Source organism: Peribacillus sp. NPDC058075 (assembly GCF_042885195.1).
Lineage (GTDB): Bacteria > Bacillota > Bacilli > Bacillales > DSM-1321 > Peribacillus.
In genome coordinates this window covers 1-19,588 of the sequence record NZ_JBHVSL010000007.1, presented here as the reverse complement: position 1 = coordinate 19,588, position 19,588 = coordinate 1, and the positions used below count along the sequence as shown (strand labels likewise).

Below are 19,588 nucleotides of genomic sequence, written 5' to 3'. Positions count from 1 at the left end.
TGTCTTAACCAAAACAAACGGGTATCCCATTGGCAGGATCTATCATGACCCTTGCGTGAATACGAAAGACTTCTTCCAAAAGGCAGGTGTAATTATTTCGCCTAGGGTACCGATTTTAATCATTTCTTCCTTCATTCTGAACGATATTATGATTTCACTCTGCCTGTTGTGGTCAGTGAGTTACCTGTAAGACCAGACGGAAGTCCAAGGAGCGGAAAACTTTCTGAAATTCATATCTGCCAAGGGGATTGTATTTGAGCTGACATCGAATATTTGATTTTGATTAGGAAAGGAAGTGTCAAGGTGGACAAGGGGAGGAAAAACCGTAAAAGATCATATCGTGTTGACTAGTATGAGGAATATCCATCTGGTTATTTCATTTCTTTGCCCTGCGGCCATATAAGATAAAAAAAGAGCCTGTTTTATCGCAAACAGGCTCTAAATATTAGGTCTTAAGAGTCAGCGGAAAAGAGTATTATGCATTCGAGTATATCCTGGTCATTTCTGCTGCATCAACGATACGCTGAACTTCAGATCCCTCAAGTGTCTCTTTTTTCAATAACTCTTCAACAAGCTCTTCATACTGTAGGCGATTCGAGTCAATCAACATTTCCGTTTCAGAAATCGCTTTCGTGAATAATTCCTGCATCTTTTGCTCTTTCTCTCCTTTATTAAAGGTGAGGGTAAATCCATCTTGAAGCATTCCGGTATCGACCATTTGTTCAAGCAGGTGCTTCGCCTGTTGTACATCTCCGCCTACACCGATGCTATGTTCTCCTAAATACATTCTTTCCGCCACGCCACCTGCTAAGATCATTTTGACTTGATCAAGCAATTCACTGGCAGTTGCCAGATGGAGTTCTTTTGGTATTGGCGCTACATATCCAAGGGCTTCCCCACGCGGAATGATGGTCGCCTTTCTAACGGAACCGGGCTTTGTCAAAGCAGCAATAAGGGCATGTCCACTTTCATGAATGGCCACACGCCGCTTCGTATCCGCATCATTCAAGGTACGTGATGTCGCTCCAAGTATCGTGCGGTCAATGGCGTAATCAAGATCCTGCTTACGAATCATATCCTGTTCATTCCTCAGGGCATGTCGTGAGGCAGTATCGAACAGGGAGCTTAAGTCAGCGCCGGAGAAACCGGATGTACTTTCAGCCAACTCATCCAGGGAAGCCAGGACATCTGTCGCTAGACGCTTTCCCTTCGTATGGATATCGATGATTTCCTTTCTTCCTTGTGTATCTGGAAGTGGAACTTGGAAAGAAAAATCGATCCTGCCCGGACGTAGAAATGCCTCATCGAGCATATCTTTCCGGTTGGTTGCTGAAATGAATAGGATGCCTTCATTTGGATGGCCTCCATCCAATTGCACAAGCAGTTCAGTTAACGTTTTTTCGCCTTCTTCCCCGCCATGGGCTTTCCTTTTACCAGCCAACGCGTCGACTTCATCAATGAAAATGACAGCTGGCGATTGCTTACGTGCATTTTGGAAAAGGCTGCGGACACGGGCTGCACCGACTCCAACAAACATTTCGTTGAAGGCTGAACCGCTCGTCGAGAAGAAGTTTGCACCAAGCTCTTTTGCAATTGCCTGTGCAAGCAGCGTTTTCCCCGTTCCAGGGGGGCCATATAATAAAATGCCTTGAGGCGGCTTAATTCCAATTTTAGCTGAACGTTCAGGTTCCTTTAATGTAGTGAGTGTCTGGAGGATTTCCTGCTTGATTTCGGATTGCAAACCGCCTACATCATCCAAAGTTATCTCTGGCAGGGGCTTTGGGGTGGAAAGGCTTTGTTTTTTACTGCCTATCCGCAATCCGTTCTTTGATCTTTTCTGTATAATGACACCGGTTGTGACGAGAGCCGCCATTAAACCGCTTAAAATCCATAATGCTGATTTATTAGTTGATGAAAAAGTATACTGAACGTTATAAGTTTCGACAAGTTTATTGATCATTTGACTGTTGGGAGGAATATTGGAAACATATTCTCCATCCGGCGTGGAGATGTGAAGAGTGCCATTTCTTTTTTCTTCAATGGTGACAAGGGCTCCATTTTGGGCTTTAATCGTCTTTTCTACCGAAGAAAAGGGAATGACCATATCCTTTGACTGAGTAACAACATACCAACTGATTCCAGCAAATATCACAATGAGAGCCGTCAGGAACGGCAGCAATTTCGAAACAAATTTAGAGTTCGAGTTCAATTTTTCATCTCCTTTAAGAATATATATTCAGTATAAAATTTTTAAACATGTAATCTATAGGTCTTTATGCCTTAAATTAAAGGTAAATAATGTTAAAGTCAAGAAATAATATTTATTACGAATATTTAAAGGGTCCGGAATTTAGAAATATTTAATCTAACCGGCATATTAGACTTTTTAAAAGCGAAATGCTAAAGTGAAATGGTCTAAGTCATGAAAAAATAAAATGGTAGAAGAGTGTGAAGTTCTATGAATAAATTTATAAAAGACTATATGATTACGATGAAGGATATCGTTAGAGAAGGTGATCCCATTCTGCGTCAGGTAACGGATGAAGTTAGCCTGCCGATTTCGGATGAAGATCGTGAAACGTTGGAATGCATGATGCAATACCTGAAAAACAGCCAGGACCCAAAACTCCAAAAGAAGTACAACTTACGTGAAGGAGTAGGTTTGTCTGCAAATCAGATAGGCTTGAATAAACGCATGTTCGTCATGTATTTCCCCGACGAAAAAGGGAAGCTGTTTGAATATGCCCTTGTGAATCCGAAAATCATCAGCCATTCTGCCACAATGATCTATTTACCGCAAAGTGAAGGCTGCCTTTCCGTAGATCGTGATATTAAAGGATATGTACCACGTTATGAACGGGTTAAAATCAAAGCTTTGGACGGTAATGGTGAGGAAATTGAGATGCGGCTGAAGGGCTTTGCTGCAATCGTGTTTCAGCATGAGTTAGATCATCTAAACGGGATGATGTTTTATGACCGGATCAATACCGAAAATCCTTTCAAGCTTCCGGAGAACGTGGAAGTGAAAAGTCTGTAAGGCAAAAAGGCAAAGCGCCATGCTTTGCCTTTTTACCGTTTTATGGCTGAGGAAGCATATCCAGATTACTGATTACGGCCAGGTTCTGTTAGCTTAACTAAGAGCCCTAATAGAAGAAATGCCTCTGGTATAACTGTCTCCAAAACATACGTCCTACAACCTTGTAACCTCGGTATGATCTTTCGACACTCTTCACTTCCTATATAGAAGGGAGATGAAAATAACAAAAAGCGCTGCAAATGCAGCGCTTTTTGTTATTGCAATGATTCCTTTTTTGAAGGTGTTTCCACTCTTGTTTTTCCCATGAAGAAAACAGTGATTGCTGCGAGACCGATTGGAATGAGAGCCAAGGTGAATATTAATGATATCGAATCAGACATCGCATGAACAATTTTATCCAGGATAAAGTCCGGAATCTCGGCACGTGCGTCCGATTGGAAGAGCTGCCGTGGGTCCTCCATCAACCCAGCTGTATCCGGATTTCCTTGCATTCCTTTAAACGCATCCTGCATTTTATTTGTGAATACATTGTTCTGAATCGCTCCATAAATCGTTACACCGAGTGTCATCCCAAAAGAACGGAGGAATGAGTTTGTTGAGTTGGCCGATCCCCGGAATCTAGGTTCCAAGTTGTGAATGGATGCTATAGGCAAAAGGGAGAAGGAAAAGCCCATGCCAAATCCAGTCAAAATCATGTACAAAGTTAATAAAGTCCTGCTGGTATCAGGGGTGATGGTTCCTAATAGAAGCATTCCTGCAAAATAACAGATGACGGAAACCGTCATTAAGTTGCGAAAACTTGTCTTTGTATTGAATATCCCGCCAACTGCACTGCCGAATACAGAACCAAGCATCATCGGAGTTAGGATCAATCCGGCATTTGTTGCGGAACCACCGTAAACTGCCTGAACGAAAATCGGGATATAGACGGTTAATATAATGAATGTACCGCCATAAAGAATGGCTAAGATCTGAGAAGTGGCAAATAATCGCCTTTTAAACAGCCATAATGAAATGATGGGATCTTTTGCCCTTTTTTCGAAAAAGAAAAATGAAACGAAGAAAACCACAAAACTGGCAAACAGGCCTATGATGGGAGAGGAACTCCAGCCATACTCCCCGCCCAGTTCGAGAGCGAACATTAAGCTGATAACGGCAATGACGAGTGTTGCTGCGCCACCCCAATCAATTTTTTGCTCTTGGGTGTTGGGTGACTCCTTGTAATAATTCCAGATGAAAAATAAAGAAATGATTCCAATCGGAACATTGACGTAGAAAATCCAGTGCCAGCTGGAGTATTCAGTAATATAAGCACCTAGAAGTGGTCCCAATACGCTTGATGCCCCAAATACAGCACCGAAAAGGCCAGTTAATTTTCCCCGTTTTTCAGGTGGGAAAATATCAAAAATGATCGTAAACGCTATAGGCATCAAAGCGCCTCCGCCTATCCCTTGGATTGCACGGAAAATACTTAATTGCACTATGCTCTGGGCCATGCCGCATAAGGCGGAACCGATTAAAAAGAGTATAAGTCCAAATATAAAAAACCTCTTTCTTCCATACATATCGGAAAGCTTTCCGAATATCGGCATACTTGCCATCGTGGCGACCATATAGGCAGATGTCACCCATACAAACTTATCGAATCCGCCTAAATCAGAAACGATCGTTCCCATTGCAGTCGCAACAATCGTATTATCCATTGCTGACATCAAGATACCCAATAGTAAACCGGCAACAATGAATTTTTGTTTTTTTTGAACGTTCATATATTTTCCTCCTTCGTATCAACCAGCTCATGATTTTCCTTTACACGGTTGAAGGGTAAACGTTAAGATGAAACAAAACATTTATCTTGAAAATCAAGATAAATTTAAGTGTAAAAGGGGTGGCATTTTATGTCAAGCGATAATAGGGTGAATACAGCTTTGTTAGAGAGTTTAACACATAGATTGCAACGGTATGGAATGAGATCCGTTTTATTTCAACAAAACATGGCCCAGAAAATAGGGGTGTCCCATACGGACCTGAAAAGTGCTGAAATTTTGAATGAAACAGGACCGATTACTGCCGGTGAATTATCCAAAATTACAGGATTGAGCACGGGATCGGTTACGGCACTGATCAATCGCCTTGAGAAATCCGGTTATGTTAAAAGAGAACGAGACCGATTGGACGGAAGACGGGTAATGATTGCACCGATACCCGAAAGGCAGGAACAGATTAAATCGCACTATCTATCGCTCTCTGAGGCCACCAAGGAGTTATGTTCCGCTTATAATGAGCAAGAGCTAATATTGATCAATCAATTTGTTGAAGATATCACAAAAATCATGGACAAAGAAAATGGCAAGTTAATGAGCGAGCGTGAAAGGTAGCTGATATGCAGGCTGCCTTTTTTATTTTTAGCCAGCTTTGAGCTACTTATCCAACGAAGGCAAAGGGTATATAGTTGAATTTTTATAAAGAGATTGAACAATGTCACATTTCCATTAAAATATATATTGATAATGAATTTCATTATCTGCTAATATGAATCTAGAAATCTTTTCAAAGGGAGAATACATATGAAAAAAGCAAAAGCGTCATTAGCGGTCTTACTATCAACCAGTCTATTATTTGGCTGTGCGCAGGAAAAGGAAGGAACTGAACCGGCAGATGATAAGGCCAAAGAAGTGAGTGCGAGTAAGCTTGATGGTGTATCCAGCGAGTACCGGGAATATGCCATTGGTGAAATAGAAGAGTTCGTAAACGCAACGGAAGAATTCACTACGGCCGTATCTGCCGGTGATATTGAAAAAGCGAAGGAATTATACGCACCAGCCCGCATGCATTATGAAAGAGCAGAACCCATCGCTGAAGTTTTTGGCGATCTTGATCCCAAAATCGATGCGCGTGAAGGGGATGTCAAAGATGAAGACTGGAGCGGTTACCATAAGATTGAAATGGGGCTATGGCAAGAAAATACAACGAAAGGCTACGAAAAGTATGCAGATCAATTAATGAGTGATGTCAATTTGCTGCGAGCCAAGGTTGAAACGGTTGAGGTAACACCTGATTTGTTGATCACGGGTGCGGTGGATTTATTGAATGAAGTTTCCACGAGTAAAGTGACAGGTGAAGAAGACCGGTACTCCCATACCGACCTGTATGATTTTGTTGCAAATGTTGAAGGTGCAGAGAAGATCTATGAACTGCTTACTCCAGCGCTAAAAGAAAAGGATGCGAAGCTTGCTGAGGAAATCCAAAAACGATTTGACGATGTATACGGCTTACTTGAAAAGCATAAAGAAGGGGATGGCTACATCTCATATACAGATTTAAAGGAATCTGAAGTCAAAGAGTTAAGCCAAGCAATTGATGCACTGGCTGAACCACTTTCGCAAATAGGGATTGTAACGGAGGAATCTTAATTGAAAGAGCATACGCCGAAAGACGAAACTGGACTTTTTACAAAAAAAGTAAGTCGTCGAAACATGTTGAAAACAGCAGGAGTCGGTGGAATTGGAGTCGTGATAGGGGCATCTGGATTTGGCGGGCTTCTGACACTTTCTGAACAAAAGGCAAAGGGACAAACTAAGGATATCGTTCCTTTTTATGGAGCGCATCAAGCTGGGATCACCACTAAGGCACAAGATAACCTTTATTTCGCATCGTTGGCAGTAACCACAGATAAAAGGGCTGACCTAATCCAGTTATTTAAGGATTGGACAGAGGCTGCGGCTCAGATGACTGAGGGGAAATTGATTGGTGAAGCATCACCTAATACGAATATGCCTCCAAAGGATACGGGGGAAGCGAAAGAATTATCGCCTTCCAATTTAACAATCACTTTTGGAGTGGGTCCGACCTTGTTTTCGAAGGATGGCAAAGATCGATTTGGTTTGAAATCAAAAAGGCCTGCTGAATTAAAGGACCTGCCCCAATTCCCTTTAGATGCTTTAGAAGAAGAATGGAGCGGTGGCGATATTTGTATTCAAGCATGTGCAGATGACCTTCAAGTGGCTTTCCATGCCGTCCGGAACTTAGTGAGGATCGGCCGAGGGAAAACGATCATCCATTGGGCACAAACAGGTTTTCAACGGACTAAGCAAGCCGATTCACAAAAAACGACACCTCGGAACCTTTTCGGGTTTAAGGATGGGACTGTCAATCCGGATACGAATAATGACAATGAATTGAATGAGCATGTTTGGGTGAAGGGTGAGGACGGTCCTGACTGGTTAGTTGGAGGAAGTTATATGGTGGTGCGCCGGATCCAGATGTACATTGAAGTTTGGGACCGGACAATATTGAAAGAACAAGAAAATACGTTTGGCCGTCATCGTGACAGTGGAGCTCCATTAGGAATGAAGAATGAGTTCGATAACGTGGACCTCGAAGCTAAAGATCCAAATGGAAATCGAATCATTCCGGAGGATTCCCATATGAGCCTCTCAAGGGGGGACGGAAAAGCAAAGATATTGCGGCGTCCATATTCATATGCAGATGGAATGGATCCTAAAACAGGGAGCTTCAATGCAGGCTTGCTATTCATTTGTTTTCAGCGAAACCCAAGTAAACAATTCATACCTATACAAGAGCGACTGGCGAAACATGATAAGCTCAACGAATATATCGTTCACAGGGGCAGTGCCATGTTCGCTTGTTTACCAGGTGTGAAAAAGGGTGGCTATATTGGGGATTCCCTTTTTGGATAAATATAATTTCAAATGAGGACGTGAAAATCGCCAGCATGGACATTATCCAGTTGGCGATTTTAGTTCATGAATAAGGAGGAACCACTATGACCGTTTCTAGATGGAAGAGTGGGATATTGGTTTTAGTCGTCAGTCTTTTATTTCTTTCGACTGATATAAAGATGGTTTCGGCGGGTGAAAACCATGATCAGCTTTTTGTTTATATTGGCGATAGTTTAATGAAGGTAAAATCCGGCGACCTTGAGGAAGTATCGAAAAATATCGATCTATTCGAGCAAGATTGGAAAACGATAAAAACGGACAGCGAGAGTGCGAGGAAAGTCGACGAGAAGCTAACCGCTGTAAAAAGTGCTGTGAAAGACCAAGCCTCCACAGATGAAATCAAAAAGCGATTATCGGCATTATCCAGTACACTTGTTATTTATGATGCTAATGAAAACCCTGTTGACAAGACTGATTATAAAGAACGGTTACAAGCGATACTTCCATTGATAGATAAGTTGGAGGCTTTGATAACTGAAGGTGACTTTGATCAAGCGACAGTTCAATATACCAATCTCTTGAATCAATGGACCGATGCAGAGGTCATTGTCAGGGAGAAAAGTGTTGCTGCATATGGTGAGTTTGAAACGAAAATGGCCTTTGTGCGGATAGCAATTACCCAAGACCCACCTGATCCGGAAAAAGCCCAAAAAAATCTAACTGAATTGAAGGGGCTAATCGAGGATTTCCTTGCTGGTAAGGTTGAAGTAGGAAGCCAGAAGAACAAATATTCACTTGGGGATGTAACAGAACTTTTACAAGGAAGTGCAACGGATATTGAAAAGGATGAAATCGATTCTGCCGTTGATAAGCTAAATGAGATCTTGATAATTTGGCCTAATGTCGAAGGGGAGGTCTCCACAAGGGACAGCAAGCTTTACAGTGATATGGAAACGAAAGTCCCGACCGCAATCAGCCTATTGCAATCGAAAAAGGTAAAGGCGGAGGAAGCGAAGGGAATCGTTTCCGATTTAAACACAAGGTTACTCCCTTTAATTGAGGATACAGGTTATACAACATGGGATGCCGCTTTGATCCTTTTGCGGGAAGGGCTGGAAGCACTCTTGATAGTAGCTACATTGCTGTCTTTCCTAAAGAAAATCGGGCAAGCGGACAAACAAAAATGGATTTGGACGGGAGTTGGTGCTGGTCTAGTTGCCAGTTCCATATTGGCGGTCATAATCAATATCGTTTTCTCTCAAATAACAGCTGCGTCAAGCCGGGAATATATTGAGGGTATCACTGGGATAATAGCCGTATTGATGATGTTGACAATTGGTCTTTGGCTTCATGGTAAATCGAATGTCCATGCATGGAACCGGTATATCGGCAAGCAAATGAACCAAGCCATTGCGACGGGGAGCATCATCTCTTTCGCTTTAATCAGTTTTCTATCCATATTCCGTGAAGGTGCCGAAACGATTATCTTTTATGCTGGAATGGCTCCTTATATGGAATTAAAGCAGCTGCTGAGCGGGATTTTCCTTGCCTTCCTCATTTTAGCGGTGATTGGTTTCATCATGCTGCGCTACAGTGTGAAATTACCGATGACCCTATTTTTTAAAATGGCGACTGTACTCATTTATGCCTTGGCTTTCAAGATTCTTGGAGTTTCCATTCATTCACTTCAGGTTTCACAGGTGATACAGACAAATACCATCAGTTCCTTTCCGTTTGTAGAAACGATAGGTCTTTATCCAACAATGGAAACGCTGGTGCCGCAAGCTGCATTAATTCTGCTGATTGTATTGGCAACCGTTTGGGTCAAAAAGAGTAATTCCTTACGTACAACCGAATAATAAAATGGGACTGACGCATGTCAGTCCCATTTGTGTGTGGTATTAGCGAATAGATCGGCGATAGGAATATTGCTTCCATTGATAAAGGATGAAGCAGCCGATGCAGAATCCAAGGATGGCCATGAGAGAAGCCAATCCGACCATCAAGGTGAATATATAACCGGTAACATTCCAACCTAGTAAAAAAGATATGAATCCAAGTCCTAAGCAAACGACAGCTATGGCCTGGTTGAATTGTTGCTGTGAGTGATCTTCAGGAATATAATCGGAGGGTTTCTTTTTAAGAAAGAGCTTGGCGAGACGCATCACTGGATTGAAATTAAAGAGAAGACCTAAAAGTCCGGCCGTTAAAGGAATCACTAATATCCACATTTGTCCCGATAATAAGGCGGTGGCTGCACTTAACAAAATGACCCATTGATTCGTTCGTACTAAAGGACGGGGAATGGAACGAATTTCACTCGTCATACTAATACCAACCTTTCTGATGTGTTTTATTTATATTTTATCTTTATTTTAATCACTTGTGAAGTATAAAAAAAATAATTCAAAACCTTATTTATAATAATTTTAATTTAGTATTGATTATCATTACGAAAGTAGTATAATATGTATAACAAGCAAATAAAGTGAGGAGGACAGTATAAATGGTAGCAAAAGTTTGTGGAACATGCGGAACACCAATAAAAAAGCTAAAGCATTCTGCCCTTTGCCAATGCGGTCCTAAGATATTGAGCAATCAATTCTCAGTTAAAACAAAAAAATAAATCCGTGGATTAAATGATAAATTAAGCCGATTATTCAATTAATCGGTTTTTGTTTTTCCATTTGAAGGGTAAAGAGGGGTAATAAATATTTTTCATTTCAATTAAAATAATGTACGATTAGGGAATAGAATAAAACGTCATGGAGGAAAAGACATACTTTCTGTTTGTCAAACCATCACGTGACGGTTAGGAGGGGTTATGTTGGGAACGAGACTTTAAAAATTGGCGAGTTGGCGGAAATGGCGAATGTTACGAAACGAACTGTAGATTATTATACGAACCTAGGCTTGCTTAAAGCAGAACGTTCTGCCTCCAATTACCGTTATTATTCAGTCGGTGAACTTGAAAGGCTTCGCCGTATCGAGGGATACAAAAGAGAAAACCTTTCATTGGAAGATATTAAAGAATTACTTAAGAAGGATAAGGAAGCCGCATCAGCAATTGAGGAAAAAGGTCTTCAACTCAAGAATAAAATGGATGGCCTGAACGATGAACTTCAGGAATTCATCAGCTTGATCGAAAAGGACGGAAAAAGTGAGTTTCTTCTAAAAAAACAGATATCCCGCGAAAGCATGGCCTTGATCCAATCATTGCTAGTGTTGCTGGTATGATTAAAATTTATCCCTATAGTTTTATGCTCAAAGGTGCATATTAACGAAATAGGCTAAAGGGTTTTGATAAGGAAAAATTCGCTTTTTGAAACGAAAATAACCATTTATACAGGAGGTGCCTGGGATTTAGCCGTACTGTCTAATCCAAAGGTCAGAAGGATGGGCACAATATGGCGAACCCGCACATATTGGAGATATTTATAAAATTATTAGCAGTAGCTGTATTAATAGCATTAACCGCATTTTTCGTTGCATCGGAATTTGCAATCGTGAAAGTCCGAAGTTCCCGAATCAATCAATTAATTGAAGAAGGGCATAGAAATGCCCTCGCAGCCAAGAAAGTGACATCACATATCGATGAGTACTTATCTGCCTGTCAATTGGGGATTACAGTGACCGCCTTAGGTCTAGGGGTGTTGGGTGAACCGACGGTCGAGGCGATCTTAAAACCGTTGTTCACTAAATGGGGATTAGAGGAGTCCGTAAGTCACATCATCTCGTTCCTGATCGCGTTCGGTTCTGTTACATTCCTTCACGTTGTTGTCGGCGAACTGGCACCGAAAACGGTTGCGATTCAAAAGGCAGAAGAGGTAACCTTGCTATTTGCAAAGCCGTTAATTCTCTTTTACCGAATTTTGTACCCATTCATTTGGTTACTGAATGGTTCTGCACGTCTCCTGACGGGCATGTTCGGATTAAAGCCTGCATCCGAGTCCGAAATGGCCCATTCCGAAGAAGAGCTGCGCATCATTTTATCGGAAAGCTATAAAAGCGGTGAAATCAACCAATCGGAATACAAATATGTCAATCAGATATTTGAATTTGATGAGCGTATTGCCAATGAAATCATGGTTCCGCGTACGGAAATGACCGTTATCGAAAAGGGTATGCCATTATTGGAAGTTGTTGAACTGATTCAAGAAGAACAATACACAAGGTATCCGGTCATAGACGGTGATAAAGATAATGTCGTGGGAATGGTCAATATCAAGCGACTTTATACAGCAACGATTACAGAAGATAATGTAACAGCCTTGACGGTGGATTCCTTTGTAACACCCATCATCCGTGTTCTTGAAACGATCGCCATTCATGATTTGCTGCTGAAAATGCAAAAGGAACGGATCCATATGGCTGTTTTGACTGATGAATATGGCGGAACTGCCGGTCTTGTTACGGTTGAAGACATACTTGAAGAAATAGTCGGGGAAATTCGTGATGAATTTGACCAGGATGAACGTCCGCTCATTCAAAAGATTGATGAAGGGCATTATGTATTCGACGCAAAAACATTGGTTGAAGATGTCAATGATACCCTTGCGATCGATTTGCCGGAAGAAGATATCGATACTTTGGGAGGTTGGTTCCTGACAGGGAGATTCGAGATTGCGGTCGGGGACAAAATCGAATACGCCGGATATGAATTTACTGTAAAGGAAATGGACGGCCACCATGTTTTATATGTTGAAGTGAAGAAGATTAAATAAAACAGGATTACAAAAAAAACCGAAAGTGGAAACTTTCGGCTTTTTTTTGTATGAACAAGTCTATTCGGTGTTTATAACAATGGTCAAGGCAGACTGTTACTTAATTGGAAAATGAATTCATTTAAAATAACACAGTAGATAACAATTTTAGCTTGGAAAATGTTAAAATTGACTTTGAGCAATGAATCTATCTATATATCATTTTAAAGTTTCAAAGAATATTAGGAAAAAAATTCTTCAAAAGTAATACTAATGATAGTATTAAGATTTATTTTGCAAAGCCGTTTATCGCGAGCTGGTATAAATAAGTATTGAAGGTGGGCGGAAAAATGGGTTTTAAGAAGAAGCAAATGTTGGGATTTGGTTTGATCTTGCTTTTCTTGGCTATTTTACTTTCTTTCATGATGGTTACGCTTAACAATTTAAAGAGCAGCATGACTGAAATAGTTGAAAATCGCTATGAAAAAGTTTCAGCTTCGATGGAAATCCGTCAGCTTTTTTCCAGGTCGGACCGTGAGATCCTGTTTGTAGCTAATGATGCAAACAAAGAAGAAAGAGCAGAGAGCCTCGAAATCATCAATGATAACCATAATTTGATTGAATCAAAAATTGCCGGGTTATCAGGTACGTTAAATAGGGCGAAAGCAAAGCAATTATTGAAAGAGTTCGAGACTCAATATGCTTCTTACTCCATAACGGAGGCTGAGATCATCCAAAAGGTGAAATCGGGAAACTCTTCGGATAAACTTTCAAGCCTGATGGAGGACCAAAGGGAAAAACGAACGAAAGTCATCAGTACGATGGATGAATTTAAGGATTACCAAGAAGGTGTCATGAAAGATACCTTAAACAATTCGAAACAAACCTATGAAGATATGATCGGTTTTGTGATTTTTGCTGTTATTCTCAGCATTTTGGTTATTTCCGTAACGGTTGTTTGGATGATCCGCAGTACATCGAAAGATCTGCAAACGATTACGAAGGTCATCAAAAATATCGATTATAAAAATTTATCGGTCATCCCAAGAGTTCCGGTTCGGACTACTGATGAAATTGGTGATATAGCGAGATCGTTCAACGAAATGGCGGGATCGCTTGAAGTCTATAATCAAAAAGAGAAAGATTTCACCGAAAAGATCAGTGAACAGAACTGGATCCAGACTCGTGTTGCAGATATAGCTACCATGTATCAGCGCATTGTTGATGTGGAAGTTCTGGCTGACCGGTTCATTACAAGACTTGCACCGATGATGGGAGCTTCAATTGGAGCTTTTTACGTCAAACGGGGCGAGGGCGTGGATATGCGATTTGTGAAGCTTGCAAACTTCGCAGGAGATGGCGAAGATTCAGGCAGACGTGAATTCCGTCTTGGCGAAGGTTTGATCGGACAATGCGCCCTTGAAAAGGAATCGAAAGTCATTGAAGATATCCCTGAAGATTTTCAATTGGTTACGACAGGATTAGGAGAGGTAAATCCGAAAAGCATTGTCATTGCGCCGGTCGTTTTTGAGGGTGAAGTGGTGGCAATGGTTGAACTGGCAAGTTTGGAGACCTTTACGAAGCTGCAAAAAACTTTCCTGAACCAGGTTCTTGATACTCTGGGCATCACGATCAATAATGTTGAGGGCCGGATGGAAATAGAGCGTTTATTGAAAGAATCACAAGCACAGACCGAAGAGTTACAGGCTCAATCGGAAGAATTGCAATCACAGTCAGAGGAAATGCAAGCCCAATCGGAGGAACTGCAAACACAGGCTGAAGAATTGCGAATGATCAATGAACAATTAGAAGAAAGAAATCGTGAAACTGAAGAAAAATCGAAAGAGCTTCAAGTCGCAAAACTGAATCTTGAAAAACAAGCGGAAGAATTAAAGTTAAGTTCTAAATATAAATCCGAGTTCATGGCGAATATGTCCCATGAATTGCGGACACCGCTCAATAGCATCCTGATTTTATCAGAAATGCTTTCAGATCCGAATGATAGTAAATTAAATGAAGAGCAACAGGAATTTGCTCGTGTCATTAACTCATCGGGTCAGGATTTATTAACGTTGATCAATGACATTTTGGATTTATCGAAAGTCGAAGTCGGAAAGCTCGAAGTGGTCTTTGACGAAATGAATTTGAGTGAGCTTCCAGAGCTGTTGCACCGTAACTTCGATCATGTAGCGAAGAAAAAGAACATTGACTTTATAATAGAAAAAAGTAAAAACGTTCCGGATATTTTCTTTACGGATGAACAGCGCTTCCAGCAAATTTTGAAAAACCTATTATCCAATGCATTTAAATTCACGGAAAAAGGTTCTGTGTCTGTCCAAATCAAAAAAGCTGATGAAGAAAATGTAGCACAATGGATACAGACAAAAGGAGCTAGCAATTGGGTTGAAATTAAGGTGACGGATACGGGCATCGGAATTTCAAAAGAGAAGCAAAAACTTATCTTTGAAGCGTTCCAGCAAGGTGACGGAGCTACAATGAGAAAATATGGCGGTACAGGACTGGGGCTATCGATTTGCCGGGAGTTCGCCAAACTTCTGGGAGGCTGGGTCATTGTAGATAGTGAAGAAGGGCAAGGCAGTACCTTTACTTTCTTTATTCCAAGTATGCCAGAGGGCTTCAAAAATGTCGGCGAAGCAATAGCTGCTTCTACAGAAGTGGCAGCAGCCAACCACGATGATTCTGCCGTGCCTTTTGAAAGTCAGGGAGAACCGGATGTGGTTATAGTGGATGAAGAAGATCGGGATAAGGTCAAACCATTCTGCAATAAAACAGTACTGGTCGTCGATGATGATCACCGTAATATATTTGCTCTGAAAAATGCGCTGAAGCATGAGGGGATGGAAATCCTTACAGCTGAAAACGGCTATGAATGTTTGGAACTCCTTGAAAAAGGAAACAATATAGATGTTATTTTGATGGATATCATGATGCCAGGCATGGACGGTTACGAAACGATGACCAGAATTCGCGAGCAAAGTAAGTTCGAGGATCTTCCAATCATCGCGCTAACTGCGAAAGCGATGAAAGGCGACAGGGAAAAGTGCCTGAAGGCCGGCGCTTCCGATTATGTCAGCAAGCCGTTAAAATTGGATCAGCTGCTATCCGTCCTAAGGGTATGGCTGACTAATTGATTAATTGATTGATAGTACGGGTAAGGAAGGTTTTGCATGAAGGATACTTTAACGATTGAAGAAAGAGAAGATTTGGAAATCGAATTATTGTTAGAGGCCATTTATTCCGTTTCGGGCTTTGACTTTCGAAAATATATGCGTTCTTCAATAAAAAGAAGAGTTGAAAATAGAATGAGACTGGACCATGTTCGCAGGATTAGCGGAATGATTGAAATGGTTTTATATGAAAAAGGATATGTCGAGAAGCTTTTGAGAGATTTCTCAATAAATGTCACTGAAATGTTTCGCGATCCGGATTTCTTTAAAGCCTTTCGTTTAAATATTGTACCGCTCCTGAAAAAACTTCCTGAAATAAGAATTTGGCATGCGGGATGTTCAACCGGTGAAGAAGCCTTTTCCATGGCGATCATCCTCAAGGAAGAAGGACTTTATGATAAGGCGAGGATTTATGCCACTGATATGAATGATGAAGTCCTCCGTCATGCGGAAAAAGGAATATTGCCTTTAAATAGAATGCAGTCTTATACGAAAAACTATTTGCAAGCTGGAGGCAACCAAGAATTTTCAGAGTATTATACAACCGATTATCAAAATGCTTATCTTGATTCGGGTCTCCTTAAAAACATTGTGTTTTTCCAGCATAATTTAGTTACGGATGGTTCGTTCAATGAGTTTCATATCATCATGTGCCGGAATGTGATGATTTACTTTACCGGTGAATTACAGACCTACGTTAATCAGTTGTTTTATGACAGTCTTTGTAAAGACGGCTTTCTTGCGGTTGGCAGCAAGGAAACACTTCGTACATCATCCTTTTCGGAAGATTATGAGGACTTTGACTCAAAGGAACGAATTTATCGGAAATTGTAAAAAGAAAGAGTTCGCATATAAGCGGACTCTTTCTTTTTAATTTAGTGCCTTATTTTTCGATTTTTTTCATTTCTATGTTTAAGGTATCGGAAGAAGGGGTATAAAAAATGAGTTGGTCTCCAGATAGAATCACTGCCATGGTTTATTATTATTAAAAGAGACTGAACTTCGTTATAATATAATAGGAAATTCCCTTTAAGGGAGCTTTATGAAAGTACTGATCCATATAGAAAAGATAAATGTTGCCGCTCGATATAAGCCAAAAGGGGAATGAAAGAATGACGATTTTAATCGTAGATGATAACCAGGTTAACCTTTTCGTTATAGAGAAAATTCTAAAACGAGCTGGCTATACGGATTTTCTATCATTAACTTCAGCTGTTGAGATGTTTGAATATTTACAGGTGGATAGTCCGCAACCTAAAGAGACTTCAGTTGATATCATTCTGCTCGATATCATGATGCCGGAGATCGATGGGATAGAGGCGTGCAGGAGACTTCAAAGCATTCCTCACCTTAGGGATATACCCGTCATTTTTGTGACCGCCCTTGAAGATTCAAACAAGGTTGCCGAGGCACTTGATGTTGGCGGAATTGATTATATAATGAAGCCTATCAATAAAATAGATTTACTTGCGAGGATTCGCGTGGGGTTAAGACTTAAATATGAAAAAGATTGGCATAAAATGCAGGATGAAAAAATCCGCAATGAATTGGATCTTTCCATGCAGGTTCAAAGCGGTTTATTAAGTGAACCCATTATAAATGACCACTTAACTATAAGGGCATCCTACTTACCTGCGAATAAATTGGCAGGGGATATGTACTATTGGCACCGCATCGATGAAAGTCGGTATGGGATCATCCTGTTGGATATGATGGGGCATGGCATATCCGCCTCACTTGTTTGCATGTTCATTTCCTCCGTATTGAGGGATGCTATCAGGATACATACGGATCCGGTGGCAGTAATAAACGAAATGAATCGCTGGATGAGTACCCTTAATAAAGAAGATAATCCAGTGCATTATTATTTTACCGCGATTTATATGGTCATTGATACAGAGCGAAAGACTGTGGAATATGTGAATGCCGGACATCCTCCGGGCTTTGCTTTAATGGACGATGGGAAAGTGGCCTCACTTTCAAAAGGGACATGTCCTGTTGGGTTCTTCAACGAAATGAAAATAGAGAAGTCCGTCATTCATTATGAAGAGAAGATTCAGCTTATGCTATATACGGATGGAGTCATGGAAGCGATAGATCGAGAAGGGACGGAAGGACTCGGCCAAATCAAAGAAGCGGTCTCGGCGAGATGGTTCGATTGTAAAGAATCTCCCCCTATCGATTTTTTGATGTCCCCGGAAATGCAGCAAGATCAACCTGATGATATGTGTGTTGTTGTTATCCAAGCGAATTAAAGAAGGAAGAGGCGGCAGATTATCTGCCGCCTCTTCTCTATAAAAGCGGATAACTTTTATATGAAATGGAATGTTTGTTAAGAGAGTGAATTCACTTAACGGTCGTCTTTCAATTTACCAATGCCATCCTGAAGATTGCCTTTTAATTTATCGACTTTACCTTCTGCTTGTAAGTGAGGATCATTTTTCGCGTTTCCGACTTGGTCTTTCGTTTCACCTTTAACTTTATTTACAGCACCTTTAACTTTGTCTGATAAACCGCTCATTATGTTACCTCCTTTTTCTTTATATACTGTATATACCCATGAAGTGTATAGATAAACCTGATTTATATGGAAAAGAGTTTAAGAAGCGATTATAGCTCTTTTACTTAACCTTTGAATGAACTGAAATGACCGTTCAAGGATATGATCTTTGTCATGATCCAACGAGGCCACATGATATGAATTTTCAAGGGGAGCCATCTCCTTATCCCCGGATATGACCGTATCGTAAATCTGATAGGAACAAGAGTCTGGTACAACGTGATCTTCTGGAGAATGGAAGATAAGTATCGGGCACGAAACGTCTATTAGTTTTTGACTGGCATGTTCCATTATATCGAGTAATTGATTAATCGCTTTTAACGGAACCTGGTCATTAGTGATTTCTTTAGTTGTATCGTCTTTTATGTCAGGTTTGCCCTCAGGAACGAAGCGTGGAACCGATTGGTTACGGTATATTTCATATTCAGGAACTTGGAGAGCGGCATTGATGGTGAGAATTCCATCACAAGCCACTTTTGTAGCTAAATCGAGAACAAGGGCGCCTCCCATTGATTGACCGATGGCGAATACATGGGTGCAGGTTCTTTTTAATTTTGCATAAGCCATTTCTACATCTTGTATCCATTCCTTATAATGGCTCGCTTCCATTTCATATTCATCCGTCCCGTGGCCCGCCAGTCGAGGAGCGAAGACAGTAAAGCCTTTGGCGGCGAATTCTTCACCTAAATACCGTACGCTTTGTGGTGTTCCGTTAAAGCCATGGCAAATAAGAATGCCGATAGAATTGCCGGGTAAGAAAAAAGATTCCGCCCCTGGTATTACCATTGCTGCTGTCATAATCCCATCTCCTTTAATTAGCTATGTTTTATTGTATGAAAATAAATTTAACTATTCCGATTATTTTACTTGGTTATATAATAGCATAATGAAAATTGCGAAGTCAACTTGGTTATATGCCAAATTTCATTATTAACAGGCATTAAAAAAGGATACAAAGATACTTATTGAATGTGTGCTGCCGTTCTTACCATTATATAAGTACTGTCTTGGCATTGATGATAAACAGAAGAAGCCAATAACCGGTTGAGTGGAATAAATAAAAGAAAAGGAAAAAAAGCGTTGACTTTAAACTGAAATGGGATTAATATAAATAAGCACCAACTAAGACAAACGAAAAACTTCATCGCTTTTGGCTGATTGCTGAAAGAAATAATAACTATTGACTTCTTACTATGAAAATGATAAGATGAAATGGTCGCTGAAAAACACAGCGATTTAAAATAAGTTAAAAACTTCGCAGAAGTTGACAACTAATCAATAAGATGTTATGATGAATAAACAGCCGTTCGAAAGAACGATTGTGAAATTGCTCTTTGAAAACTGAACAAAACAAAGCGCCAACGTTAAATTTTAAGTGAGCACACACTATCAAAAAAGCAAATGAGCAAGTCAAACAT

General features: G+C 40.6%; 15 protein-coding genes. 10 read left to right on the top strand and 5 right to left on the bottom strand.

Annotated features, from left to right (window positions below; all coding sequences use genetic code 11):
- Positions 1 to 475: 475 nt before the first annotated feature.
- Positions 476 to 2,209: an AAA family ATPase gene (locus tag ACFVS1_RS24925; RefSeq protein WP_387551691.1), complete on the bottom strand. Its 1,734-nt coding sequence runs from the start codon at positions 2,207 to 2,209 to the stop codon at positions 476 to 478.
- A gap of 249 nt (positions 2,210 to 2,458) precedes the next feature.
- On the opposite strand from ACFVS1_RS24925, the gene def reads away from it, so the two are divergent.
- Positions 2,459 to 3,037: a peptide deformylase gene (def, locus tag ACFVS1_RS24920; protein ID WP_387551688.1), complete on the top strand. Its 579-nt coding sequence runs from the start codon at positions 2,459 to 2,461 to the stop codon at positions 3,035 to 3,037.
- Positions 3,038 to 3,291: 254 nt separating this feature from the next.
- On the opposite strand, the gene ACFVS1_RS24915 is transcribed toward def, so the two are convergent.
- The gene (locus tag ACFVS1_RS24915; protein WP_387551685.1) at positions 3,292 to 4,806 is read right to left on the bottom strand and encodes an MDR family MFS transporter; all 1,515 of its coding nucleotides are present in this window, start codon (positions 4,804 to 4,806) and stop codon (positions 3,292 to 3,294) included.
- A gap of 129 nt (positions 4,807 to 4,935) precedes the next feature.
- On the opposite strand from ACFVS1_RS24915, the gene ACFVS1_RS24910 reads away from it, so the two are divergent.
- The 4 genes from ACFVS1_RS24910 (at position 4,936) to ACFVS1_RS24895 (ending at position 9,578) form a co-directional block, all read left to right on the top strand.
- Complete coding sequence (locus ACFVS1_RS24910) at positions 4,936 to 5,415, top strand: MarR family winged helix-turn-helix transcriptional regulator (protein ID WP_387551682.1); 480 nt, start codon at positions 4,936 to 4,938, stop codon at positions 5,413 to 5,415.
- A 189-nt stretch (positions 5,416 to 5,604) separates the two neighbouring features.
- The gene (efeO, locus tag ACFVS1_RS24905; RefSeq protein WP_387551679.1) at positions 5,605 to 6,450 is read left to right on the top strand and encodes an iron uptake system protein EfeO; all 846 of its coding nucleotides are present in this window, start codon (positions 5,605 to 5,607) and stop codon (positions 6,448 to 6,450) included.
- Positions 6,451 to 7,737, top strand: a complete 1,287-nt coding sequence (efeB, locus tag ACFVS1_RS24900; RefSeq protein WP_387551676.1) for an iron uptake transporter deferrochelatase/peroxidase subunit — start codon at positions 6,451 to 6,453, stop codon at positions 7,735 to 7,737.
- 86 nt (positions 7,738 to 7,823) lie between these two features.
- Positions 7,824 to 9,578 (top strand): FTR1 family iron permease, encoded by a 1,755-nt coding sequence (locus ACFVS1_RS24895; protein ID WP_387551673.1) that lies wholly within the window; start codon positions 7,824 to 7,826, stop codon positions 9,576 to 9,578.
- 42 nt (positions 9,579 to 9,620) lie between these two features.
- Here the strand turns inward: ACFVS1_RS24895 and ACFVS1_RS24890 are convergent, their stop codons facing one another.
- Entirely contained in the window at positions 9,621 to 10,046 is a 426-nt protein-coding gene (locus ACFVS1_RS24890) for a DUF4395 domain-containing protein (protein ID WP_352927421.1), read from the bottom strand.
- Positions 10,047 to 10,524: 478 nt separating this feature from the next.
- On the opposite strand from ACFVS1_RS24890, the gene ACFVS1_RS24885 reads away from it, so the two are divergent.
- The 5 genes from ACFVS1_RS24885 (at position 10,525) to ACFVS1_RS24865 (ending at position 17,865) form a co-directional block, all read left to right on the top strand.
- Positions 10,525 to 10,956: a MerR family transcriptional regulator gene (locus ACFVS1_RS24885; RefSeq protein ID WP_352927438.1), complete on the top strand. Its 432-nt coding sequence runs from the start codon at positions 10,525 to 10,527 to the stop codon at positions 10,954 to 10,956.
- 188 nt (positions 10,957 to 11,144) lie between these two features.
- Entirely contained in the window at positions 11,145 to 12,443 is a 1,299-nt protein-coding gene (locus ACFVS1_RS24880; RefSeq protein WP_137019314.1) for a hemolysin family protein, read from the top strand.
- 329 nt (positions 12,444 to 12,772) lie between these two features.
- On the top strand, positions 12,773 to 15,574 hold the full coding sequence (locus ACFVS1_RS24875; protein WP_387551670.1) for a response regulator: 2,802 nt from the start codon (positions 12,773 to 12,775) through the stop codon (positions 15,572 to 15,574).
- 36 nt (positions 15,575 to 15,610) lie between these two features.
- Complete coding sequence (locus ACFVS1_RS24870; RefSeq protein WP_352927426.1) at positions 15,611 to 16,444, top strand: CheR family methyltransferase; 834 nt, start codon at positions 15,611 to 15,613, stop codon at positions 16,442 to 16,444.
- 278 nt (positions 16,445 to 16,722) lie between these two features.
- The gene (locus ACFVS1_RS24865; protein ID WP_387551665.1) at positions 16,723 to 17,865 is read left to right on the top strand and encodes a PP2C family protein-serine/threonine phosphatase; all 1,143 of its coding nucleotides are present in this window, start codon (positions 16,723 to 16,725) and stop codon (positions 17,863 to 17,865) included.
- A 95-nt stretch (positions 17,866 to 17,960) separates the two neighbouring features.
- On the opposite strand, the gene ACFVS1_RS24860 is transcribed toward ACFVS1_RS24865, so the two are convergent.
- Both ACFVS1_RS24860 and ACFVS1_RS24855 read right to left on the bottom strand, forming a co-directional pair.
- Positions 17,961 to 18,131, bottom strand: coding sequence for a CsbD family protein (locus ACFVS1_RS24860; protein WP_352927429.1), 171 nt, complete (start codon positions 18,129 to 18,131; stop codon positions 17,961 to 17,963).
- Between the two features lie 78 nt (positions 18,132 to 18,209).
- Positions 18,210 to 18,968: an alpha/beta hydrolase gene (locus ACFVS1_RS24855; protein ID WP_387551662.1), complete on the bottom strand. Its 759-nt coding sequence runs from the start codon at positions 18,966 to 18,968 to the stop codon at positions 18,210 to 18,212.
- Positions 18,969 to 19,588: the final 620 nt, after the last annotated feature.

Bases quoted from the DNA above. Each gene is read 5' to 3' on its own strand.
- def (WP_387551688.1), top strand. From the start codon at position 2,459: ATGAATAAATTTATAAAAGACTATATGATTACGATGAAGGATATCGTT.
- ACFVS1_RS24915 (WP_387551685.1), bottom strand. From the start codon at position 4,806: ATGAACGTTCAAAAAAAACAAAAATTCATTGTTGCCGGTTTACTATTG.
- ACFVS1_RS24910 (WP_387551682.1), top strand. From the start codon at position 4,936: ATGTCAAGCGATAATAGGGTGAATACAGCTTTGTTAGAGAGTTTAACA.
- efeO (WP_387551679.1), top strand. From the start codon at position 5,605: ATGAAAAAAGCAAAAGCGTCATTAGCGGTCTTACTATCAACCAGTCTA.
- ACFVS1_RS24895 (WP_387551673.1), top strand. From the start codon at position 7,824: ATGACCGTTTCTAGATGGAAGAGTGGGATATTGGTTTTAGTCGTCAGT.
- ACFVS1_RS24890 (WP_352927421.1), bottom strand. From the start codon at position 10,046: ATGACGAGTGAAATTCGTTCCATTCCCCGTCCTTTAGTACGAACGAAT.
- ACFVS1_RS24875 (WP_387551670.1), top strand. From the start codon at position 12,773: ATGGGTTTTAAGAAGAAGCAAATGTTGGGATTTGGTTTGATCTTGCTT.
- ACFVS1_RS24870 (WP_352927426.1), top strand. From the start codon at position 15,611: ATGAAGGATACTTTAACGATTGAAGAAAGAGAAGATTTGGAAATCGAA.
- ACFVS1_RS24865 (WP_387551665.1), top strand. From the start codon at position 16,723: ATGACGATTTTAATCGTAGATGATAACCAGGTTAACCTTTTCGTTATA.
- ACFVS1_RS24860 (WP_352927429.1), bottom strand. From the start codon at position 18,131: ATGAGCGGTTTATCAGACAAAGTTAAAGGTGCTGTAAATAAAGTTAAA.
- ACFVS1_RS24855 (WP_387551662.1), bottom strand. From the start codon at position 18,968: ATGACAGCAGCAATGGTAATACCAGGGGCGGAATCTTTTTTCTTACCC.